This is a genomic window from Shewanella sp. (genome assembly GCF_048265805.1).
GTDB lineage: Bacteria > Pseudomonadota > Gammaproteobacteria > Enterobacterales > Shewanellaceae > Shewanella.
This window is the reverse complement of the sequence record NZ_JBLXAT010000016.1, coordinates 79,697-100,132: the sequence shown is the minus strand read 5'-3', so window position 1 is coordinate 100,132 and position 20,436 is coordinate 79,697. Positions and strand designations below refer to the sequence as shown.

Genomic DNA, 20,436 nt, shown 5'->3' with positions numbered 1-20,436 from the left:
AGAAACAGCGAATATCTATGAAAAAGTTACTAATGTCTGCCCAAGTGGCTCGGTTTTGTGCACCGACTCACGCCAACACGGGCCATTTAGCTCACTTTAGTGGGTAGGTTTGAGGACAAAATTGGCTAAGGTTTTCGCTTCGTTAAGAATATTATCCTGAAGCGCTGCCTCAGATTTCATGCGATGGAAATCCAGCTTCATCCGCTCCTGTTTTGGTAACGCTTGACGTTCTTCCAAAATAGGATGGTTTTTTATCAACTCGTAATGCTCGTAGGTGGCTGGAAAGTCTGCTTCCACACGTTCGGTGAGTGCCAGCGCTTCGAACAGTTTAGCAATACGCAGCACGCCTTCTGATATCTCACAACGATCTTCGGTCATAGCCAAAGCGATGTAGCGGATATCGTCCAGCACGCGCTGCTGACGTTCCTGTACGGCTTGCTGTTGTGCAGCAATTGCGGCTTGTTTGGCTTGGGTTTGCTTACGCAAACGGATGAGTAACATGGTGGCGTAGGCGGCAAGGCCAGCCACAATGATCAGCGCAACAATTACCAGCAACATCTGCACAACGGCTCCTTATTTATCGTCTTGTTGGTACTGCTTCAATAGATCTTCACCTGCATCGAACTTGGCGAGCAGATCTTCATCATCAGTAAATTCAGCATCATCGGCATCGGCTAAATCATCAATGCCGAGCTTATCCATCAAACGTTCCAATTCGTTCAACTGCTTATCTAACCATTGCTGATCTGCCACTGGCAAGGTCTTACCCTCTTCCAACAGATCTAACAGTTGATTTAAGCGTGGGTCATTTTCTAACTGCGCCAGTTTTTGTTCGTCAGTTAGTGGAGCTTGTTTCACTGCGCGCACTGCGGCAATCGGTGTTTCTTTGGTGTTAGGCAGCACCAACGCTACCGGCTTTTTACTGCCGATACGAGGGTCTTTTTTACCCTTTCCGCCTTGGTTGTTTTGTGGTTGCTCTCCAACGGATTGACGGCTACCAGATTTGTTGCCGTTATCTTGTTTCTTGCGCGCGATGGTGCGCTCAGCTTTTTTGGTTCGCGGCGCACGCTTGGCACCGTTTTCATTGGTGTTGCGCGACTTTTTAATTCTAGTCATATGGCTCTCATTTGATGAAATTGCTATCAGGGTGCAAGCGCTTTCATCCTAGTTTACTGCAGCTTTGCAACCGGGGCGCGATTTATAGCAAATTACGCTGCTTTTTGCATCAATACAAAGTCTCCTTCGGCAAATAAAAGCGATAATCCGGCCATTTCGGCCAAATAAGCGAAGGTTCGTGGCTGATAAAAGCTCACATGAGTGGGATTATTCTTGAAATGCCATTTGGCGAAGGCATCGACTGAGCGCAGCAGTGGCGTTGAAATCGCCAGCCAAGCGCCCGGCTTCAGCAACTGATTAAGTAATTGCCACTCACGTGCGGGAGTATGGAAGTGCTCAAACACGCGATAGCTGCAGATAAAATCATACTGTTGATGTAGCCATTGCCGCTCAGGGGCAAAAAATGGATCAAACTGGCGGATGTGATAGCCCGCGTCGGCGACTCGTTGCTGCGCTGCGGCAGATAACACGCGACCGAAATTTAACCCTTCAAGTTGTTGGTAACCAAGGTCCGTCAATTGCGCAATCAACATATCGATAAATGCTTCGAGTTGTTGTACCTTGCTGTGTTTTTGGGCGCGGCCATAGCGCTGTCGCTGAATCGGTGGTGGGAGTACGCTGTTGGGATCGGCAAACACCAGTCCACAGCCATCACAGAGGAAGAAACTGCGTTTCTTGTCGTGATAGTGCGCTTGAGTTGTTAGGGTTTGGCACAGGGGACAATTCGGCATCTACTTCATATTCCAATAATTTTAGCGAAATACAGAAATAAAAAAGCGGCAGACGAGCTGCCGCTTGATGATGACACTTTGTGCCCAATTCTGCTAGTTGCATTCCATGCTAAGCGAACGACTCTCCCGGTCATATCCCTATTTTTATTGACGCATTCCCTGCTTTGTCGTTTGTGGTCATCCAGACCTTTTTATTAGTAAGGCATCATGCCCACTATAGCTGAGAGTGATTGCCGCACTCCCATTAGCTGAGAGTCCCCCAAATGACTCTGCAACCATTATTGCTCCCAGAAAATTATGGTTTTTTTACTGACTGGGAATCATAAATCGTCGACATTAAAAAACATTTAGTGATCTGTGTCAACCATTATTAAGTTTACGTAAACGTCAATTAGCTGCTTTTGGCGGTGTTAATGTTGCAATATAAGCGGCTAGCGCGGCAATCTCTTCGGCATTAAGTTTGCGGCTGATATCGGTCATCATATTATTGGGATCATTATGGCGCTGGCCTTGTTTAAACTTATTGAGTTGTTGCTCGGTATACAGGGCGTGTTGCCCTGACAGCGCGGGAAAACCCGCGGCAGTAAGCCCTTGGCCGTGTACGCCGTGACAGGCTGAGCAGGCAGCGATATCTCTTGCCATATCGCCGCCGAGGTAGAGGCGTTTACCTATGCCACTTTCTGCCGCTGATACCGGGTGACGCGGAGGTTGCGCGGCGTAATAGGCGGCCAATTGCTGGATATCTTGCTCTGATAGCTGCGCAGCAATACTGGTCATCATTGGAGCCTGTCGGCCGGAATTGGCTTGCTGATAATTTTGCAGTTGTTTGATTAAGTAGTTGGTGGATTGCCCTGCAAGGTGCGGGAAATTGGCGCTTGGGGCGATGCCGCGGCTGCCGTGACAGCCAGCACAAATGGCTGACTTTCGCTCACCGGCTTGAATGTCGGCGGTATTGGCGTAAGTGTTGGGAATAAGTCCGTACCAGAGTGACACTAGGGTCACGAGTCGCATAATGAATTTGCTCATGATGATTTTCGGCGTAAACGCTTAGGCATGTTAGAATGACGGGCTAATGAGCGCATTTTTACATAATTTTGACCGCAACGCATGTTGGCTGCGGTGTTTTTAGGCAACGGAGAGTTTCACTTGACTGACTCAAGCATCGATTTTCGCAAGACACACTTTGTGATCAGCGCGCCGGATATTGAGCACCTCGAACAGCATATTCCCGGCAATGAAGGCATCGAGATTGCCTTTGCTGGCCGCTCTAACGCAGGTAAATCCAGTGCGCTTAATGCATTGACTGAACAGAAAAACTTGGCCAGAACCAGTAAAACACCGGGGCGTACGCAGCTGATCAACGTGTTTGAAACTGCGCCAGGTTGTCGGTTAGTGGACTTGCCTGGTTATGGTTTTGCCCAAGTACCATTGGCGATGAAGCAAAAATGGCAACAAGCGCTAGGTGAGTACCTGCAGCATCGTGAATGTTTGCAAGGTGTGGTGGTGTTGATGGATATTCGTCATCCACTGAAAGACCTAGATATGCAAATGGTGCAGTGGTCGGTAGAGAGCCAGCTACCAGTGTTGGTATTGCTGACTAAGTCAGACAAGCTGACACAAAGCGCCCGCATGAAAACGGTTAACGATGTACGTAAGGCATTAGCCGACTTTGGTGATGCGGTGCGCGTTGAAGGGTTTTCATCGTTAAAGGGTACTGGTAAGCCGAAAGTGCTGAGTATGCTGTCCGAGTGGTTTACTGGCCCAGCTGTCGCCGATGAGACTGTTCCTGCCGCAGAATAATCTGCACCTCCTTTTTGACCTGTGTTGTTGAACGTTTTGGCAACTGGCCGCGTGTGTTTTAGCTAAATGATGCAATGTGTCGTTATGCGCCACAAGCATTGAATGCTGAATAAACGACGCGCTGCCTGCTGCAAAAACAACCAGCAAAGATAAACAGCCCCTAGCCGTTCAGGCAAAAAAAAGCCGAGGACATATTCTGTACTCGGCATAAATTCATTTAGCCCCTTTTGGGGAGAAGCCAAATTTCAACAAGACTCAAGAACCGTTAAAGCTGTGATCTAACGGTTCTGCGCCAGAATAGCGCATCTTTTTGGCAAATTAAAGTAATTACTCTAAACGTTAGGCAAAAAAAAGCCCCAGCCTTGTGTGGAGGCTGGGGCGCCATTATTTGGCTGATCACTAAAAGTGAAATAAAGGTCTGAAAGATAGAACATCTTAACCTCTGTACCCTACGCCGCGAATAATAGCTTATTTATCTGTATTTTGAAAACAGTTTTTTGTTTTTGAGTTCAATAATCGCGTATAGGATCACAATTACTGTCGGTGATCGCTGAATAAAACCACCACTTTTGTAGTTATCTTGCTGATTATAAATAAAAAGCCATCTTACGATGGCTTTCGGGAGGAGTTGATTGGTACGCTCAATTGATTAGTGTGCTTGTTCCCAGCTATCACCTAAGCCTGCTTCAGCCAGCAGCGGCACTTTAAGATCCGCTGCGGATGCCATCAGTTGGCAGATTTTGTCTTTCAGTGCCTCAGCTTGGTTTTCATCGACTTCAAACACTAATTCATCGTGTACTTGCATCACCATGGTGATATCGGTGCGCTGTTCGCTAGTGATCCACTCATCAACTGCAATCATGGCCTTTTTGATGATGTCTGCTGCTGTGCCTTGCATTGGGGCATTAATTGCCGCGCGTTCTGCTGCTTGGCGGCGCATCGCATTGCGGTCTTTGATCTCTGGCAGATACAAACGACGACCAAACAGTGTTGACACATAACCTTGCTCTGCGGCTAACGCGCGGGTTTCTTCCATATAACGCATCACGCCAGGATAACGTTTGAAATAGGTATCGATATAGCTTTGGGCTTCGCTACGCGGAATATCCAGTTGGCGCGCTAAACCGAAAGCAGACATGCCGTAGATCAAGCCAAAATTAACCGCTTTGGCACGGCGGCGCTGTTCAGAGGTGACGGTTTCAAACGCCACATCAAATACCTCGGCAGCGGTGGCTCGGTGAATATCTTTGCCTTCGGCGAACGCGGTTAACAAGCCTTCATCACCGGAGAGATGCGCCATAATCCGCAGCTCAATTTGCGAATAGTCGGCGGCCAATACTTTACGGCCAGTTGGGGCGATAAATGCTTGGCGGATCTTACGACCTTCTTCGGTGCGGATCGGAATGTTCTGCAGGTTCGGGTCGCTTGATGATAAGCGGCCCGTGGCGGCGTTGGCTTGGTGATAGCTGGTATGCACACGGCCAGTTTTACCGTTGACCATCATCGGCAGTTTGTCGGTGTAAGTGCTCTTCAGCTTAGTCAGGCTACGGTGTTCCAAAATCACTTTGGGCAGTGGGTAATCCAGTGACAATTCGACGAGGACTTCCTCTGCGGTAGATGGCGCACCTTTTGGGGTTTTTTTGATGATCGGATAGCCCAGCTTGTCAAAGAACAGCTGCTGTAGTTGCTTGGTTGAGCCTAAGTTGAACGTTTCACCGGCAATCTCAAACGCTTTCTGTTCTAGCTCATCAATCTTACGCGCCAGTTCTTCGCTTTGTTGTCCCAGCAGCATGCTATCGATCAGTACACCATTACGTTCGATTTTCGACAAAATGGTGATCAGTGGCAGCTCGATCTCGTTAAATACCGTCGAAAGGCCAGTTTCTTTGCTGAGCCGTGGCCACAGGTGTTGGTGCAGACGCAGCGTGATGTCGGCGTCTTCGGCTGCATAGTAAGCGGCGGTGTCTAGCTCAATCTGGTTGAAGGTTTTCTGCTTGGCACCTTTGCCTGCAATCTCTTCAAAACTGACACATTTATGGCCGAGATATTTCAGTGCCAAACCATCCATGTCGTGCCGTGACGCAACAGAGTTGAACACGTACGATTCCAGCATAGTGTCAAAACGTACCCCGCGTAGCGTAATTCCCACGTTGGCGAAAATGCTGATGTCATATTTGAGGTTCTGGCCGATTTTGCCAATGGCTGGATTTTCCAAAATCGGTTTGAGTTTGGCTAACACCTCGGCTTTGTCGAGCTGTGCCGGCGCACCTTCGTAATCGTGCATCAACGGCAGATAGGCGGCTTTGCCTTGCTCTACGGCAAATGAAATCCCCACCAATTCCGCGTCCATATAGTTGAGGCTGGTGGTTTCGGTATCCACAGCAAATTCAGCGGCGTTACTGAGTTGCTCAAGCCAGCTATCTAACTGCTCGTGGGTTACAATGGTGTCGTATTCGATGTCGACCGCGGCTGTTGCTGCAACATCTTCGGCGCTGGCCGTTTCTTTGTGGGCATTTTGCGGTGCTTTGTTATCTAACACTTCGCCAAGCCAGCGTTTAAATTCCATTTCGCCGTAGAGTTTGATCAACTCATCGCGATCAGGCTGCTGAATGTCCAGCGCATCCCATTGGATATCTAGCTCACAGTCTGTTTTGATGGTCGCCAGCTCGTAAGATAGCTGCAATATTTCGGCATTATCACGGATCTTTTGTGCCATGGTTTTAGCACCACGGAATCCGAGCGGTGTGATATCATCAGGATTTGCCAAAATTTTACTGACGCCGCCCAAACCTGTGAGCATGGCTAACGCGGTTTTTTCACCAACGCCGGGCAGACCGGGAATGTTATCGGCTTTATCGCCCATCAGAGCCAGCAAATCGATGATCAGCTCTGGGCCAACGCCAAACTTTGTGACTACTTCTTCAGGCCCTAAAATGGTGTCGGTCATGGTGTTGATCAGGTTGACGTTGTCATCCACCAATTGCGCCATGTCCTTATCGCCAGTGCTGATCAAAATAGCGCGGCCAGCTTTACTGGCTTGGCAGGCTAATGTGCCGATCACGTCATCGGCTTCTACGCCCGAGACACACAGTAACGGCAAGCCGAGCGCTTTAATAATTTTATGCAGCGGTTCGATTTGGCTACGTAGATCATCCGGCATCGGCGGACGATGTGCCTTGTAATCGGCATACATCTCGTTACGGAAGGTTGGCCCTTTGGCATCAAACACCACCGCCATCTGTGACGGAGTGTAGTGCGACAGCAAGCTACGCAGCATGTTGACAACCCCATACACGGCGCCCGTGGCTTCACCTTTTGAGTTGGTCAGGTGCGGCGGTGCATAATAGGCACGATAAAGATAAGAGGATCCATCAACGAGGATCAGCGGGTTGTCAGCGATTTTTGGCATAGTGTCGAAATCGATTTTTTAGCTATTTGAATTTGCAGTAAAGGATGCCACATAAGGGAAATTTGAGCCACGACAAAATCCTCCCAGCCTGTGGATAAGTCTGTGAGTGAAAAATATAACAGCGTGGGTAACAGGAGAAAGGCTAACTCATCCTAACAGCTAACATACTGTTTTAAATTGGTTAATATTTTTTTTGTGCGTTGTACTTTACTTTGGGTAAATTTTCCTGTCTGTGGATTTCTAAAATTCCATTTCCAGATTTACTGCAGAGGACCGCTGAAGGGAGCTCGCTGGAACAGTTGGAATAAGTTAGCATGATTTTTGAGCGGATCAACAGTTTCATAACACTTTTGTTAAACTCAAATGACATAAGAGGACTTTTTTTAATGAAGAAAATAGCGGTGCTACTGAGTGGCTGCGGTGTATTTGACGGAAGTGAAATTCATGAAGCGGTGTTGACCTTGCTAGCGTTAGCGCAAGCGGGGGCCAGTTACCAATGTTTTGCGCCGGATATGGCGCAGTTGCATGTGATTAATCACGCTGTTGGTGAGGTCGCTGAAACTGAGAGTCGTAATGTGTTGGTAGAGTCTGCGCGCATTGCTCGAGGAGAGATTAAGGCTACGACTGAACTCGATGTCGCCGAATTTGATGGTTTAGTGATTCCCGGTGGATTTGGTGCGGCTAAAAACTTGTGTGACTTTGCGGTTAACGGCGCTGAGGCGCAGATTTCCCCATTAGTGACGGATTTTATTGGAAGCTTTATTAAGGTTAAGAAAGTGGTTGGCTTTATTTGTATCTCGCCAGTCATGATGCCGTTGCTGTATGGTGCCGGTGTGAAAGGCACTATTGGCACTGATGTGGACACTGCCGCAGCATTTAATGCCATGGGCGGCGACCATCAAGCCGCGCAGGTGGATGAGGTGATTGTTGATGCCGCGCATAATGTGGTGAGTACTCCTGCGTATATGTTGGCGGGCAATATTGTTGAAGTGCATTCTGGCATTAGTAAGCTGGTGGCTAAAGTGCTTGAACGCGCTTAAGCGTTAATAAAAATGCCGTGCACAGTGAAGCTGACACGGCATTTTCTACTCATTATTCAAGATTACTGCTTTTTCTTTGCTTGTTGCTCAGCGGCTTTGGCTTGCTCTTTTTGCGCGTGCTGCCACGCTTGGTATTCGGCAAAGTAGGGCTCATCTTTAAGCAGCTTTTGCCGTGGGTCGAGCTGAATAAGGTCGGCGTTACCGACAATCAGTTCGCCATGCCCTTGCGGCATTGGCACCGTGCGCAGTTGTCCATCAACCAATACTTCAACGGGTAACGAAAAATCGCCTTGGGTTTGTGTCCAGCTGATTTTCAGTACATCACCTTCGCGTTGGCTACTGAGTTTCGGTAGCTGTGCTTGGTAGAGATACGTTTGAAAGAAACCTGTCATGTCTTGGCCGCTAACGCGGTTGACGATGGCAATAAAGTTTTTGGTATTGCTGTAGAGCGGTTTGAAATTACCCGGCTGTGGATCGGCGGTGCCATAAACCAGCTCACGAATCGCGCGGAAGAACTTTTCATCGCCCAGATAATTACGCAGGGTGTGTAACAACAGCGCCCCTTTGTTGTAGATATCTTGCCCAGGGCCACGTTTCTCATCGTAAACGCCTTCCTCTGTTTTGGACTTGCCAGATACCATCGGTGCCTTGTTGCTGATTTTGGCGCGAATACCGTACAGCTGCGCATCATAAGCCATTTGTCCGTGCAGGTATTCGGCATAGAGTGGCTGCATGTAGGTGGCAAAGCCTTCATGTAACCAGAAATCATCCCAGTTTTCATTAGTGAGCTGATTACCAAACCATTCATGCGCCAACTCGTGCTGTAACAGGCTGTCGTAGCCAAATAGCTCCTTGGCGTAGTGATTACCGTAAGCGTTGATGGTTTGGTGTTCCATGCCTAAATGGGGCGTATTTACCGCGGCCATTTTGTCCTGCCAGAATGGGTAAGGGCCGATGTAACGTTCAAAAAATTCCAGCTGTTTGGGAAATTCAGCAAATAGACCTTCGGCCGCTTGTTTATCCCCTTTGAGATACCAGTAGTGCAGCGGATATTGATGACCGTAACGGCTGTGATAGGTTGTCTGTAACTCTTCATACGGACCGATATTGAGGGCAACTGCATAGGTATTGGGTTGTGTTACTTGCCAATGATAAGTGCGCCAACCATCTTGTTCAGTCATGCCGAGCAATTTGCCATTAGAGGGGGCCACGAGTGGTGCGGGTACTTTAATAAATAGCTCGGCAATTTCGGGTTCACCCATAGGTTGGTCAATGCACGGCCAGAATAGATCGCAGCCTTCACCTTGCACCGCGGTGGCTATCCAAGGTTGGCCATCTTGGGTTTTACTCCACACAAAGCCGCCATCCCATGGCGCGTGTTTGGCTTGATGCGGTTTACCAGCGTAATCGATACTAATAGTAAATGCACTGCCCTGCGGTAGTTGTTCTGGCAAGGTGATAAACACCCGCCCTTCAGGATTTTGCCATTGCGCTGCCGTTAACGGTTGGTCGTTGAAGCTGATTTGGCTGATTGGCAGTTCGCGGTCAAGGTCGACCGATATTTGCTGCAATGGCGCTTTGGCAACAAAGCTGAGTACGGCATGACCGGTGAGCGTTTCCGTTTCAGGAAACACTTGCCAATGCAGTTCTGCTTTTTTGAACCGCAGATCACGCTGAGTGGCGGGCATATCGCCACCGGATGCTTTGGTGAGCGCGGTATACAAGGGTTGTTCAGGGGCGTGGTTAAGATTACTGCAGCCGACACTGGCGAGTGACAGCAGCGGTGCAAGCAAGTAGACGTAGGATTTCATGGTGGCTGAGTATCATTATTATGCGAGAACCAGAACACCATTGTGCCGTGCTATCGCGGTAGCCACTACGGTTAAAATGTTGCCAATCGTTTCAATTATGTGAAGCAACTCGGCCAGCTTTTGCGTTAGCTTTTACGGCGACTATCGATGCCACCTTGGACGAGGCCAGCGAGTAACCCCGCTAAGTGCGCATTATTGGCAATGTTATCGCCCATCATACCGCTAAAACCGAGTACCAGTGATAGCAGCATAAAGCCCATCAGTGCAGGTCGTAACACCAGACCGCGCTGTGGTGCCCATTGGCTCATCACCCAGCTGTAACCGATCAAGCCATAGACGACGCCAGAAAGCCCGCCAAAATTGGGGCCATCAAAGAAAAACTGCGCCATATTTGGCAAGGTGCCCGCCACGACCAATAGCAGCAATAAACGGCCACTGCCGAGGCTGTTTTCGATACGTCCGCCCAGATACCACCACCACACCATGTTAAAGGTGATGTGCAGCAGCGAGAAGTGCAGCAAACTTGGCGTAAACAGACGCCAGAATTGCCAATGGCTGTCAGAGGTTGCCCCAAAAAACGCTAGGGCACTATAGATCGCTTCCGGAGCTAACAGCATGGCAATATAGATGGCGATACACGTCATCAAGGTGATAAGTGTGACAGGCCCCGCGCCAGTAATGAGATTACTCAGCAGTTGCAGTCCTGGAGCGCCGTAGTCCAGTTTGGTTTGGCTGTCGCCCACATCCCACGATGCTTGCAGGTACTTTGGGTCCATCGGGTTGTGGATAAACGCGGCAAATTCGCGTTGTGCGGCAGTGGCGTGACGACCATCGACCACGTAAATAGCAGTGCCTTGGGCGACATGCTCCAGATGGGTTTCAATCCCTTGGCTTTTGAGATAATCCGTTAGTGCCATCACAGCACGCGGTGATGACAGCCGACCAATCTCAACCATGGGCGGCCGCCCAAGCAGTGTAGCCACCTTCAAGGCTATAGATATCGTCAAAGCCTTGTTGATGCAGATATTCGGCAGCTCCTTGGCTGCTGATGCCGTGGTAACAGACGACCACCAGTGGTGCATCTAAATCAGCTGCTGCCATAAATTGGGCAATGTTGTCGTTGCCCACGCGGGTTGAACCAGCAATATGCCCCTGCTCAAAACTGGCGGGGTCGCGGATATCAATCACTTGCAGCGCGTCATCTTGCTGCAGTCGTTGTTTGAGTTCGGTAATGTTCAGAATCTTATAAGTCGACATAGTTACACCTGATGTGTCGGAGCCTAATTTGTTGATGCTGATCACATTTTGCCTGAGGGCACTGCGTGAGTACAGTGCCCACAGACGTTGATGCTAACTTAGGGTTATTCCCAGTTTAGAATCACTTTGCCTGATTGACCTGAACGCATAGCGTCAAAGCCTGCTTGGAAGTCATCAATCGCAAATTGGTGGGTGATAATTGGCGAAATATCTAAGCCAGATTGGATCAAACTGGCCATTTTGTACCAAGTCTCAAACATCTCACGGCCATAAATGCCTTTGATCACCAAGCCTTTGAAAATCACTTTGCTCCAATCAATCGCCATTTGGCCGCCAGGAATACCCAGCATGGCAATCTTGCCGCCGTGGTTCATGGTGTCCAACATTGCATGAAACGCCGATGGCACGCCAGACATCTCTAATCCGACGTCAAAGCCTTCGGTCATTCCCAGCTCTTTCATCACATCTTTCAGATTGTCTTTGCTGACGTTAACCGCGCGTGTGGCGCCCATTTTACGGGCCAAATCCAAGCGGTATTCGTTGACATCGGTGATCACCACGTGGCGGGCACCGACATGTTTACAAATCGCTACCGCCATAATGCCGATAGGGCCAGCGCCAGTGATCAATACATCTTCACCCACCAGATCAAACGACAGCGCGGTGTGCACCGCGTTACCGAATGGATCGAAGATAGCGGCTAAGTCATCGCTAATATCATCCGGAATACGGAAGGCGTTAAATGCTGGGATCACCAAATACTCAGCGAAACAACCTTCGCGGTTCACGCCCACACCAAAGGTGTTGCGGCACAAATGAGTACGACCCGCGCGGCAGTTACGGCAGTGGCCGCAAGTGATGTGGCCTTCGCCAGACACGCGATCACCAATATTGAAGCCGCGGACTTCGCTGCCCACGCCTACTACTTCACCGACATACTCGTGGCCCACCACCATAGGTACCGGAATGGTGTTTTGTGACCATTCGTCCCAGTTGTAGATATGCACATCGGTGCCACAAATGGCGGTTTTGCGAATCTTGATCAGCAGGTCGTTCGGGCCCATTGCTGGCTTTTCTACATCGACCATCCAGATGCCTTGTTCAGGCTTTAATTTGCTTAGTGCTTTCATGTGAGTTCTCAATAGTCGCGTTAGATAATGCCCATCTCTTTACCGATACGGGTAAAGGCGGCAATGGCGCGATCCAACTGCGCGGTGGTGTGCGCAGCAGACATTTGGGTACGGATACGTGCTTGGCCTTGGGGAACAACAGGGAACGAGAAACCAATCACGTAGATGTTTTCTTGCAGCAGTTTGTTAGCAAAATCGCCAGCCAGTTTGGCATCGCCAATCATCACTGGCACGATGGCGTGGTCGGCGCCGGCCAGAGTAAAGCCGGCGGCTGACATCTGCTCGCGGAAGTAACGCGCGTTTGCATGCAGTTGATTACGCAGCGTATCGCCGTCTTCTAGCAGTTCCAATACCTTGATAGACGCCGACACAATCGCTGGTGCCAAAGAGTTAGAGAACAGATACGGGCGTGAGCGTTGACGCAGCCAGTCGATGACTTCTTTTTTGCCTGAAGTGTAACCACCTGACGCACCGCCGAGAGCTTTGCCCAGTGTGCCGGTGATGATGTCAACGCGATCCATCACCTCACAATATTCGTGGGTGCCGCGGCCTTTGTCGCCAACAAAACCCACTGCGTGAGAATCATCGACCATTACCAGTGCGCCGTACTTGTCGGCCAAATCGCATACGCCTTTGAGGTTGGCAATCACGCCGTCCATGGAGAACACGCCATCGGTGGCAATCAAAATATGGCGTGCGCCAGCATCTTTAGCAGCAATCAGTTGTTGCTCTAAATCGGCCATGTCGTTGTTGGCGTAGCGGAAACGTTTGGCTTTACACAAACGTACGCCGTCGATGATGGAGGCGTGGTTGAGTGCATCGGAGATAATTGCATCTTCCGCGCCAAGCAGGGTTTCAAACAGGCCGCCGTTAGCGTCAAAGCAAGAAGAGTACAGAATGGTGTCTTCCATGCCTAAAAAGGCTGACAGCTTAGCTTCCAGTTGTTTATGGATATCTTGGGTGCCGCAGATAAAGCGTACAGACGCCATGCCGAAACCGTGGTCATCAAGCCCTTGTTTGGCGGCTTCAATCAGTGCTGGATGGTTCGCCAAACCTAAATAGTTGTTGGCGCAGAAGTTGATCACTTTAGCGTCATTCACGGTAATGGCGGTTTGTTGTGGCGACACGATAACCCGTTCGCTTTTATAAAGACCGTCCGCTTTGGTTTGTTCGAGTTGTTGTTGGATCTGTTGGTAGAATGCAGAAGATGCCACGTTCAGTCTCCTTTATGTGATTATGCTGACTTGTGGATTGGCGGCATTTTAACCCCAATTAAACGGCTGCCACAGTGATTTTTAGCTCAGCCTGTGCGCTATTAGTTAGATTTGTGCATGGCGCTAGTAAGCATAAATATTGCTAATCTGATATGCGGTCAATGGGGCTCTTGCGCTTGGTTAATCGTAGGCCAATACGGTGTAGTGTCGCTCCAAGCGGGTGATGGTTTCCAGTGAACTGCTGGTGGCATAAGCGCGAAACAGCATGAGCAAACGCACCACACCTTCATAAATTGTGCTTTTGGTGATGCTCTTCATGGTGGATTGCGTCAACTGATAGCTGATCCAGAAACTCACTAGCATCTTCACCGTATCGGCTAACGGCGGAATATTGGCTGGCTCAATCTGCAAAAAACCATCATTGCATAGCTGTGTTAGCAAGGCAGATACGTGATTTTGCAGGCGGTTTTGTACGTGTAGATAGCGGGCTTTCAGCGCTTCATCACGGCTCAAAATATCCGCCAAGTTGGTATATATAAAACGGAATTGCCACAGGGCATAGAAGATGGCATCAAAGTATTTGATCAGCAGCTCGATGTTGAGCGGTTCATCATGATAAGGCACGAACGCCGATTCCAGATGTTGCTCATATTGCTGAAAAATACTGAGGATGATGTCCTCTTTATTGCGGAAATGATAATACAGGTTGCCCGGGCTTATGCCCAAGTGCGCGGCGATGTGGTTAGTGGTGGTACTGCGTTCACCATGTTCGTTAAACAATTGCAGACTCGCTTGAATAATCCGGTCACGGGTTTTCATGGCAATCCTTGAATCAATGGGCCTTGCTTATGCGGTGCACGCGTCTATGTTACCATTAGCGTTTCGCTGGTGGACTTGACTGACAACGCGTATGAACCGCATTTGCTACTCGTTTTTATTGTACCTGCTTACGCCAATATTGCTGATTTATTTGACGATTCGCGCCATCAAAAGCGCGGATTATCGCGGCCGTTGGGGCGAACGTTTTGGCTTAACTCGGCTAAAATCGACCGACATTTTGCTGCATAGTGTGTCGATGGGGGAAACCCAAGCCGCCATTCCGTTTATCAAGGCGCTGCAACAGCACTACCCACAGTTTAGCATTACGGTGACGACTACCAGCCCCACCGGTTCGCAACTGGTGCAAAAAGCACTGGGTGACCGTGTTCAGCACTGTTATCTGCCGTTTGATCTGCCGTGGTGTATTCGCCGTTTTCTGCGACAAGTACAGCCTAAATTACTGATCGTGATGGAAACCGAGCTGTGGCCTAATCTATTGCATCAAGCCAAACAACACGGTACGCAGATTGTTTTGGCTAATGCGCGTTTGTCTGCTAAATCTGCCGCAGGTTATCAGAAATGGGCTAAGTTAAGTGGCCCAATGTTACAACAGTTGGATGCCATTGCGGTGCAAACGGCGGAAGAAGCCGAGCGCTTTAAGGCCTTAGGTGTCGCGGCAGATAAAGTACAAGTATGCGGTAGTCTAAAGTTTGATTTGAGCGTTGATAATGCACAGCTGGCGCCTTACCTAGCGTTGAAGCAGCAGTGGCAACGGTCGGTGGTGTGGGTGGCTGGCAGTGTGCACCCGGGTGAGTTTACCGCGGTGCTTGAGTGTCATCAGCAGATTCTGCAGCGTTGGCCTGATGCGTTACTGCTCATGGTGCCGCGCCATCCTGAGCAGTTTGATAATGCGGCCACCGCGATTAATGAGGCGGGACTGCATGCTGTGCGTCGCAGTGCGCAGCAACCGGTCATCGAAACGACTCAAGTATTATTAGGCGATACCATGGGCGAAATGCTCGGTTGGTATGCTTGTGGTGACGTCGCTTTTGTGGGCGGTTCATTGATTGTGATGGGCGGCCATAACCCGCTGGAACCGGCGGCGTTGGGCTTACCTATTTTGCAGGGGCCCAACTATCGCGATTTTCTTGAGATTAGCCAAACACTACAGCAGCAAGGTGCAATGCAGATTGTTGCTGATGGCGCTGAACTCGCCGCGGCGGTTATTGCCTTGTTAAGCCATCCTGAGCAAAAAGCGCAGGCGGGCAAGGCGGGGCTGGCGGTGGTCGAGCGTAACCGCGGTACGCTAAAGCGCCAGTTTGCCGTGGTGGCCCCGCTACTGGAGCAACTGGAGTCACGGTGAATGCTCAGTTGTGTAGCGGCAGTGGGTTCACTTGCTGGTAACCCGCCATAAGCTGCTGCCAGCAGGCATCATCAAACGCTAACGTGGGCTGCTTGGTTTTTTCTTTGTGAAATGAACGCAGTAGCCGTTCGATGTTGCTGCGTTGCCAACTGGCCGCAGCATCGCGCAGTTCGCCTCTATCGAAATCAATCAGGTAAAACTGTTGTTCACTCAGCAAAATATTTTTGGCATTGAGATCCGCATGATATACGCCACGCAGGTGGAATTTGGCGATCAGTTGACCGAGTGTTTGCCATGCTTCATTGGATAATGCGCGCTCGGCTAATAAGGCCACTAAATCCTGCGCATTGGGGAGTAACGTGGTGAGAATATCGGCGCGATACAGTAAGCCGCTGCGCACTACTTGGGCGGCCACTGGTTTGGGGACGGCAAAGCCTTCCTCATACAGCTGTTCGAGCAGTTGCAGTTCAGCAAATGCCCGTGTGTTGTGGTAGCTCGAAAATGGATAAGCATCTTTAATCAATTTGGCGATCAAACCACCCCGCCAGTAGTGACGCAACGCCCAACGTTGATCTTGGTGCTCAACAAACCAAGTGATATTGCGACCACTGGAGCTGCCAATAATCTGGTTTTGCTGACGCCAAAAGGTGTCAGTGAACCATTCTGGGCTGATCTCTGCCGGGGTGTCGGCACAAAATGCGATTTGGCCATGGGCGGTTTTTTTTAACTGCATGTTAATGTGTATCTAAAGCGTTAGCACCTGACGCCATTCTACATTAAGATTTGTGCCTTGCACTTAATAAGCCTCGATTAATCCAATGCGTTTTGACCCAAGCCAAATGAAATCTCTCTGTATTTTGCGCCTATCAGCAATCGGTGACGTGTGTCACGCGGTGTCGATGGTACAGGCCATTCAGCGGCAATATCCGCAGCTGCCGATCACTTGGGTTATCGGCAAGGTGGAATACCAACTGTTAAAGCATCTACCCGGCGTGGAGTTTGTCATTTTTGATAAATCGTTGGGGTGGAAAAGCTATGGCGATCTAAAACGCAAACTCGGTGGGCGTAAGTTTGATGTGCTACTGCACATGCAAGTGGCGGCTCGGGCAACCATTGCGTCGTTAATGATTAAGGCCAAAGTGCGTATCGGTTTTGATCGTCAACGGGCTAAAGAAGGCCAATGGCTGGTCACCAATGCGCGCGTTAAACCGCTAACTACGCCGCATGTGTTAGAAGGCTTTATGGGCTTTGCGGAAAAAATCGGTGTCACCGATCTAACGCCAACGTGGAATATTCCCATCCCTGAGGCTGACAGGGCGTTTGCGCAAACCAACATCGCTGATGGAGAGAAAGCGTTAGTGATTTGTGCTGCCGCCAGTAAAGCTGAACGTAATTGGTTGCCAGAGCGCTACGCGGCGGTTGCTGATTACGCCGTCACAAAAGGCTTTAAAGTGTACCTGTGCGGCGGCCCTGCGCAGTTAGAAAAAGATTTAGCGGCCAATATCATCAAACATAGCCAATCTGAGTTGACCAATTTGGTGGGGCAAACCTCCTTAGTGCAACTGCTGGCGGTGCTGCAACGCGCCGCAGTGGTGTTGGCGCCCGATACTGGCCCAGCACATATGGCGGTGACCCAAGGTACGCCGGTAATTGGTTTGTATGCACACTCTAACCCCGGCCGTACAGGCCCCTATCTCTATCGCGATTATGTGGCCAGTGTTTACCAACAAGTGATGGCCGAACAGCATCCTAGCCAAGATATTCCTTGGGGCAAGCGTGCCAAAGGCAGCGATTTGATGAGCCGTATTAGTGTTGATACTGTGTGCCAACTGTTTGATCGGCTGGTGGCTGAGCAATTAAGTTGAAAGTTAAGCCGCCAGCAAGGTGGGTGCTTGTAAATATAGCTACCGCTAATTCAATGAGAGTCAACCGCGTTTTAATGAGGCGTGGCATAAGGAAGTCGTGGTAATGGGACGCAGAATAGCGATTGCTATTGATAGTTTAGCTGGTGGCGGTGCGGAAAAGGTGATGCTGACTCTCGCCGAGGGCTTGATGGCACAAGGGCATCAAGTGCACATGTTGGTGATGGAGCCATTTGTACAGCATAAGCTCCCCAAGGGGTTGCAAGTTACACACTGTTTTAAAAATGCGAAAAATCTAGATAGTTTTTGGCGTTATCGTACTGCCGCCAAGCAACTCAAAGCGAAAGTTGCCGACATTGAAGCGCAGGATGGGCGCTTTGATCTGTTTATCTCCAATCTGCATCAAACCAATCTGCTGATGATTGAAGCAGGTGTAGCTCCCCTTTACTGCGTCTTACACAACTCACCGTCTCAAGAGCTTAAGCGGCAGCGTGCTTTAGGGCTATTTAGCTGGTTAGATATGCGCCGGGCGATTAAAGCCCTGAATGGACAACAGCTGGTGACTGTGTCTGAGGGGATTGCCGAAGAGGTGCGACACTCCTCGTTAGTTACGCCAAAATCGGTAACAACCATCTATAATCCTTTTGATTTTTCAGCAATTGAGCAATTAGCGGCTGAGCAAAATGTCGCTATTCCTGAGCAAGACTTTATTATCCATGTTGGGCGAGTCGCGCGACAGAAGCGTCATGATGTACTGTTCGCCGCATTAGCAAAATTGACCCACAAATTACCCCTCGTTTTGTTATGTGGTAATACTAAAAAAGCGCGTAAACTGGCGCGTAAAGCCGATGTGGCGGAACAGTTGTTATTACCAGGCTTTCAGCAGAACCCCTACCCATGGATTAAACGCGCTAAGTTATTAGTTTTGAGTTCCGATTATGAGGGGTTGCCAACGGTATTGATTGAGGCGTTGGCGCTCGGTACGCCAGTGGTTAGCACCGATTGTCATCACGGTCCGAGTGAAATTTTAACGGGAGATTTAGCTCGGTATTTAGTCCCCGTTGGTGATGCTGATGGTTTGGCCGTGACGATTGATAGTGCCTTGAGCGAACCGCCATCTTCGTTAGCCGTCGATATTTTAGCTAAAACGCAGCAACATCAAGTGGTACAAGCGTACCTCGCTTTAGGGCTACAGCAACATAAGGATATTTTGTGAGTCAGCAGCAGGTCAAACGGGTTCTGTTTATTCCGGTGTCCTCTCCCGAAGGGATAGGCGAATACACCCGTTCATTAATTTTGGCGCAACGTTTAGCAAATGATGCTGACATTCACTTTATCCTTAATCGACATGCGTCATATAGCGCTAGCTGCCCTTTCCCGATGACTTTGCTTGACTGCTCTCCGACCAAAGATATTACTGGTGTAAACCAAGTCATCTCGAATTTTCGTCCCGATGTGGTGGTGTTTGATGCTTCTGGGCGGCATCAGCAGTTGCAGCACGCCAAGCGCCTTGGCGCCAAGGTGGTGTTCCTTAGTCAACATAAACGTAAGCGTAATCGTGGCATGCGTATTAGACGAGCACGCTATACCGACGTTCATCTGGTCGTACAGCCGCACTATCTGTTACCACCGATTCCTTGGTGGCGCCGTCAGCTGTTAAACCACTTTGGTCATAGTCATCCGCAATATGTTGGTGCCATTTTTGATGAGCCCGATGTTGAACATCAGGCGCGTTTATTAGCATCAATGGACTTAACTGCTGGAAATTATTTGTTGTTTTCAGCGGGCTCGGGCGCCCATCAGTTGCATGATGAGCTCGCTGTAGAGCTATTATGGCGCGAAGCCTTGTTATGCCAACAGCAACTGAACATGCCATGTGTGGTGGTGTTTGGCAGTAACTATCCCGGTGTTATTCCGCCTTCAACGGCAGAGGTTAAGTCGGTAGCACAACTGCCAACGCAACACTTTGTCGAACTGCTCTCCGGTGCGCGTGCGGCAGTATTGAGTGGTGGCGATACCTTGATCCAAGCGATTGCCCTACAGGTGCCGAGCCTTGCCATTGCGGTGTCGAAGGATCAACCCCAACGTATTACAGCCTGTGCGCAGCGCGGATTGGTATTAGCTGCGCAAACGGGGGAGTTGGTACCGCAAGTACACCATTTACTCATGGCGGAAACTCGTCAGCAATTACTGCGAGCGATGGCCGATGAACCCCAGCAAGCCGGCCTTGCTGCAGCATTAGTCGAAATTCGGCAACTGCTATCACGTTGAACTCACTGCCCATCGGCCATAAAAGTATGGCAAAATAGCCAGCCATACTCGGGAACGCCTGTATGGTTTCTCGTCATCAGTATTCTAGGAATAAGTTCATCATGGGGCATAAAGCACTGTATCCCGGTACATTTGATCCTGTCACTAACGGACATACCGATCTCATTCGTCGCGCAGCAGGCTTATTTAGCGAGGTTGTGGTGGCGGTGGCGGCTAACCCAAGTAAACAGCCCTGTTTTGCGCAGCAGCAACGCGTTGACTTGCTGAATGAGGTGATCCAAGGGGTGCCGAATGTTACTGTTATTGGCTTCTCTGGCTTATTGGTCGATTTAGCTAAGCAGCAACAAGCAACGGTGTTGATTCGTGGCTTACGAGCCGTTGCCGATTTCGAGTATGAGTATCAATTAGCCAGTATGAACCGCCGTTTATATCCAGATTTGGAAAGCGTTTTTTTAACGCCGTTAGAGGAAAATCGCTTTATTTCATCCACGTTGGTGAAGGAAGTGGCATTGCACGGCGGTGATGTGAGTCAGTTTGTTGCGCCGTCAGTGGCGACGGCGCTTAGTCAAAAATTTCAGTCACAGGGAAAGTAACCAGTGAAAAAACTTGTTGC

The 20,436-nt window shown here is 49.6% G+C and carries 19 protein-coding genes; 7 read left to right on the top strand and 12 right to left on the bottom strand.

From position 1 onward, the window contains the following. Positions 1–96 precede the first annotated feature (96 nt). From ACN0TT_RS12505 to ACN0TT_RS12490, 4 genes are all read right to left on the bottom strand, one after another. On the bottom strand, positions 97–564 hold the full coding sequence (locus ACN0TT_RS12505) for a DUF2489 domain-containing protein (protein ID WP_417762492.1): 468 nt from the start codon (positions 562–564) through the stop codon (positions 97–99). Positions 565–573: 9 nt separating this feature from the next. Further along, positions 574–1,116, bottom strand: coding sequence for a Der GTPase-activating protein YihI (yihI, locus tag ACN0TT_RS12500; protein ID WP_417762491.1), 543 nt, complete (start codon positions 1,114–1,116; stop codon positions 574–576). 92 nt (positions 1,117–1,208) lie between these two features. Next, positions 1,209–1,847, bottom strand: a complete 639-nt coding sequence (locus tag ACN0TT_RS12495) for a class I SAM-dependent methyltransferase (protein WP_417762490.1) — start codon at positions 1,845–1,847, stop codon at positions 1,209–1,211. Between the two features lie 387 nt (positions 1,848–2,234). Continuing rightward, on the bottom strand, positions 2,235–2,858 hold the full coding sequence (locus tag ACN0TT_RS12490; RefSeq protein WP_417762489.1) for a c-type cytochrome: 624 nt from the start codon (positions 2,856–2,858) through the stop codon (positions 2,235–2,237). Between the two features lie 135 nt (positions 2,859–2,993). On the opposite strand from ACN0TT_RS12490, the gene yihA reads away from it, so the two are divergent. After that, the gene (gene yihA / locus ACN0TT_RS12485) at positions 2,994–3,647 is read left to right on the top strand and encodes a ribosome biogenesis GTP-binding protein YihA/YsxC (RefSeq protein ID WP_417762488.1); all 654 of its coding nucleotides are present in this window, start codon (positions 2,994–2,996) and stop codon (positions 3,645–3,647) included. A gap of 649 nt (positions 3,648–4,296) precedes the next feature. Here yihA and polA read toward each other — a convergent pair. Continuing rightward, positions 4,297–7,056, bottom strand: a complete 2,760-nt coding sequence (polA, locus tag ACN0TT_RS12480; RefSeq protein ID WP_417762487.1) for a DNA polymerase I — start codon at positions 7,054–7,056, stop codon at positions 4,297–4,299. 386 nt (positions 7,057–7,442) lie between these two features. On the opposite strand from polA, the gene elbB reads away from it, so the two are divergent. Then, positions 7,443–8,096: an isoprenoid biosynthesis glyoxalase ElbB gene (gene elbB, locus ACN0TT_RS12475; RefSeq protein ID WP_417762486.1), complete on the top strand. Its 654-nt coding sequence runs from the start codon at positions 7,443–7,445 to the stop codon at positions 8,094–8,096. Positions 8,097–8,158: 62 nt separating this feature from the next. Here elbB and ACN0TT_RS12470 read toward each other — a convergent pair whose 3' ends face one another. The 6 genes from ACN0TT_RS12470 to ACN0TT_RS12445 all read right to left on the bottom strand — a co-directional run bounded on the left by ACN0TT_RS12470 (position 8,159) and on the right by ACN0TT_RS12445 (position 14,327). After that, positions 8,159–9,907 (bottom strand): M1 family metallopeptidase, encoded by a 1,749-nt coding sequence (locus tag ACN0TT_RS12470; protein WP_417762485.1) that lies wholly within the window; start codon positions 9,905–9,907, stop codon positions 8,159–8,161. 125 nt (positions 9,908–10,032) lie between these two features. After that, positions 10,033–10,863: a rhomboid family intramembrane serine protease GlpG gene (glpG, locus tag ACN0TT_RS12465; RefSeq protein ID WP_417762484.1), complete on the bottom strand. Its 831-nt coding sequence runs from the start codon at positions 10,861–10,863 to the stop codon at positions 10,033–10,035. Further along, positions 10,856–11,164: a thiosulfate sulfurtransferase GlpE gene (gene glpE / locus ACN0TT_RS12460; protein WP_417762483.1), complete on the bottom strand. Its 309-nt coding sequence runs from the start codon at positions 11,162–11,164 to the stop codon at positions 10,856–10,858. The genes glpG and glpE overlap by 8 nt, the downstream gene beginning before the upstream one ends. 104 nt (positions 11,165–11,268) lie before the next feature. Next, complete coding sequence (gene tdh / locus ACN0TT_RS12455) at positions 11,269–12,294, bottom strand: L-threonine 3-dehydrogenase (protein WP_417762482.1); 1,026 nt, start codon at positions 12,292–12,294, stop codon at positions 11,269–11,271. A 20-nt stretch (positions 12,295–12,314) separates the two neighbouring features. Then, positions 12,315–13,508: a glycine C-acetyltransferase gene (locus ACN0TT_RS12450; protein WP_417762481.1), complete on the bottom strand. Its 1,194-nt coding sequence runs from the start codon at positions 13,506–13,508 to the stop codon at positions 12,315–12,317. Positions 13,509–13,688: 180 nt separating this feature from the next. Continuing rightward, positions 13,689–14,327: a TetR/AcrR family transcriptional regulator gene (locus ACN0TT_RS12445; protein WP_417762480.1), complete on the bottom strand. Its 639-nt coding sequence runs from the start codon at positions 14,325–14,327 to the stop codon at positions 13,689–13,691. Between the two features lie 91 nt (positions 14,328–14,418). On the opposite strand from ACN0TT_RS12445, the gene waaA reads away from it, so the two are divergent. Next, entirely contained in the window at positions 14,419–15,690 is a 1,272-nt protein-coding gene (waaA, locus tag ACN0TT_RS12440; RefSeq protein WP_417762479.1) for a lipid IV(A) 3-deoxy-D-manno-octulosonic acid transferase, read from the top strand. A 4-nt stretch (positions 15,691–15,694) separates the two neighbouring features. Here the strand turns inward: waaA and ACN0TT_RS12435 are convergent, their stop codons facing one another. Then, entirely contained in the window at positions 15,695–16,423 is a 729-nt protein-coding gene (locus ACN0TT_RS12435; RefSeq protein WP_417762478.1) for a 3-deoxy-D-manno-octulosonic acid kinase, read from the bottom strand. A gap of 85 nt (positions 16,424–16,508) precedes the next feature. On the opposite strand from ACN0TT_RS12435, the gene ACN0TT_RS12430 reads away from it, so the two are divergent. The 4 genes from ACN0TT_RS12430 (at position 16,509) to coaD (ending at position 20,416) form a co-directional block, all read left to right on the top strand. Next, positions 16,509–17,555 (top strand): glycosyltransferase family 9 protein, encoded by a 1,047-nt coding sequence (locus ACN0TT_RS12430; protein ID WP_417762477.1) that lies wholly within the window; start codon positions 16,509–16,511, stop codon positions 17,553–17,555. A gap of 103 nt (positions 17,556–17,658) precedes the next feature. Next, entirely contained in the window at positions 17,659–18,768 is a 1,110-nt protein-coding gene (locus ACN0TT_RS12425; RefSeq protein WP_417762476.1) for a glycosyltransferase, read from the top strand. After that, a complete protein-coding gene (locus ACN0TT_RS12420) occupies positions 18,765–19,823 on the top strand; it encodes a hypothetical protein (RefSeq protein ID WP_417762475.1) in 1,059 nt (352 codons plus the stop codon). Before ACN0TT_RS12425 ends, ACN0TT_RS12420 begins: the two co-directional genes overlap by 4 nt. Before the next feature lie 101 nt (positions 19,824–19,924). Continuing rightward, entirely contained in the window at positions 19,925–20,416 is a 492-nt protein-coding gene (gene coaD, locus ACN0TT_RS12415) for a pantetheine-phosphate adenylyltransferase (RefSeq protein WP_417762474.1), read from the top strand. The last annotated feature ends 20 nt before the right edge of the window (positions 20,417–20,436 follow it).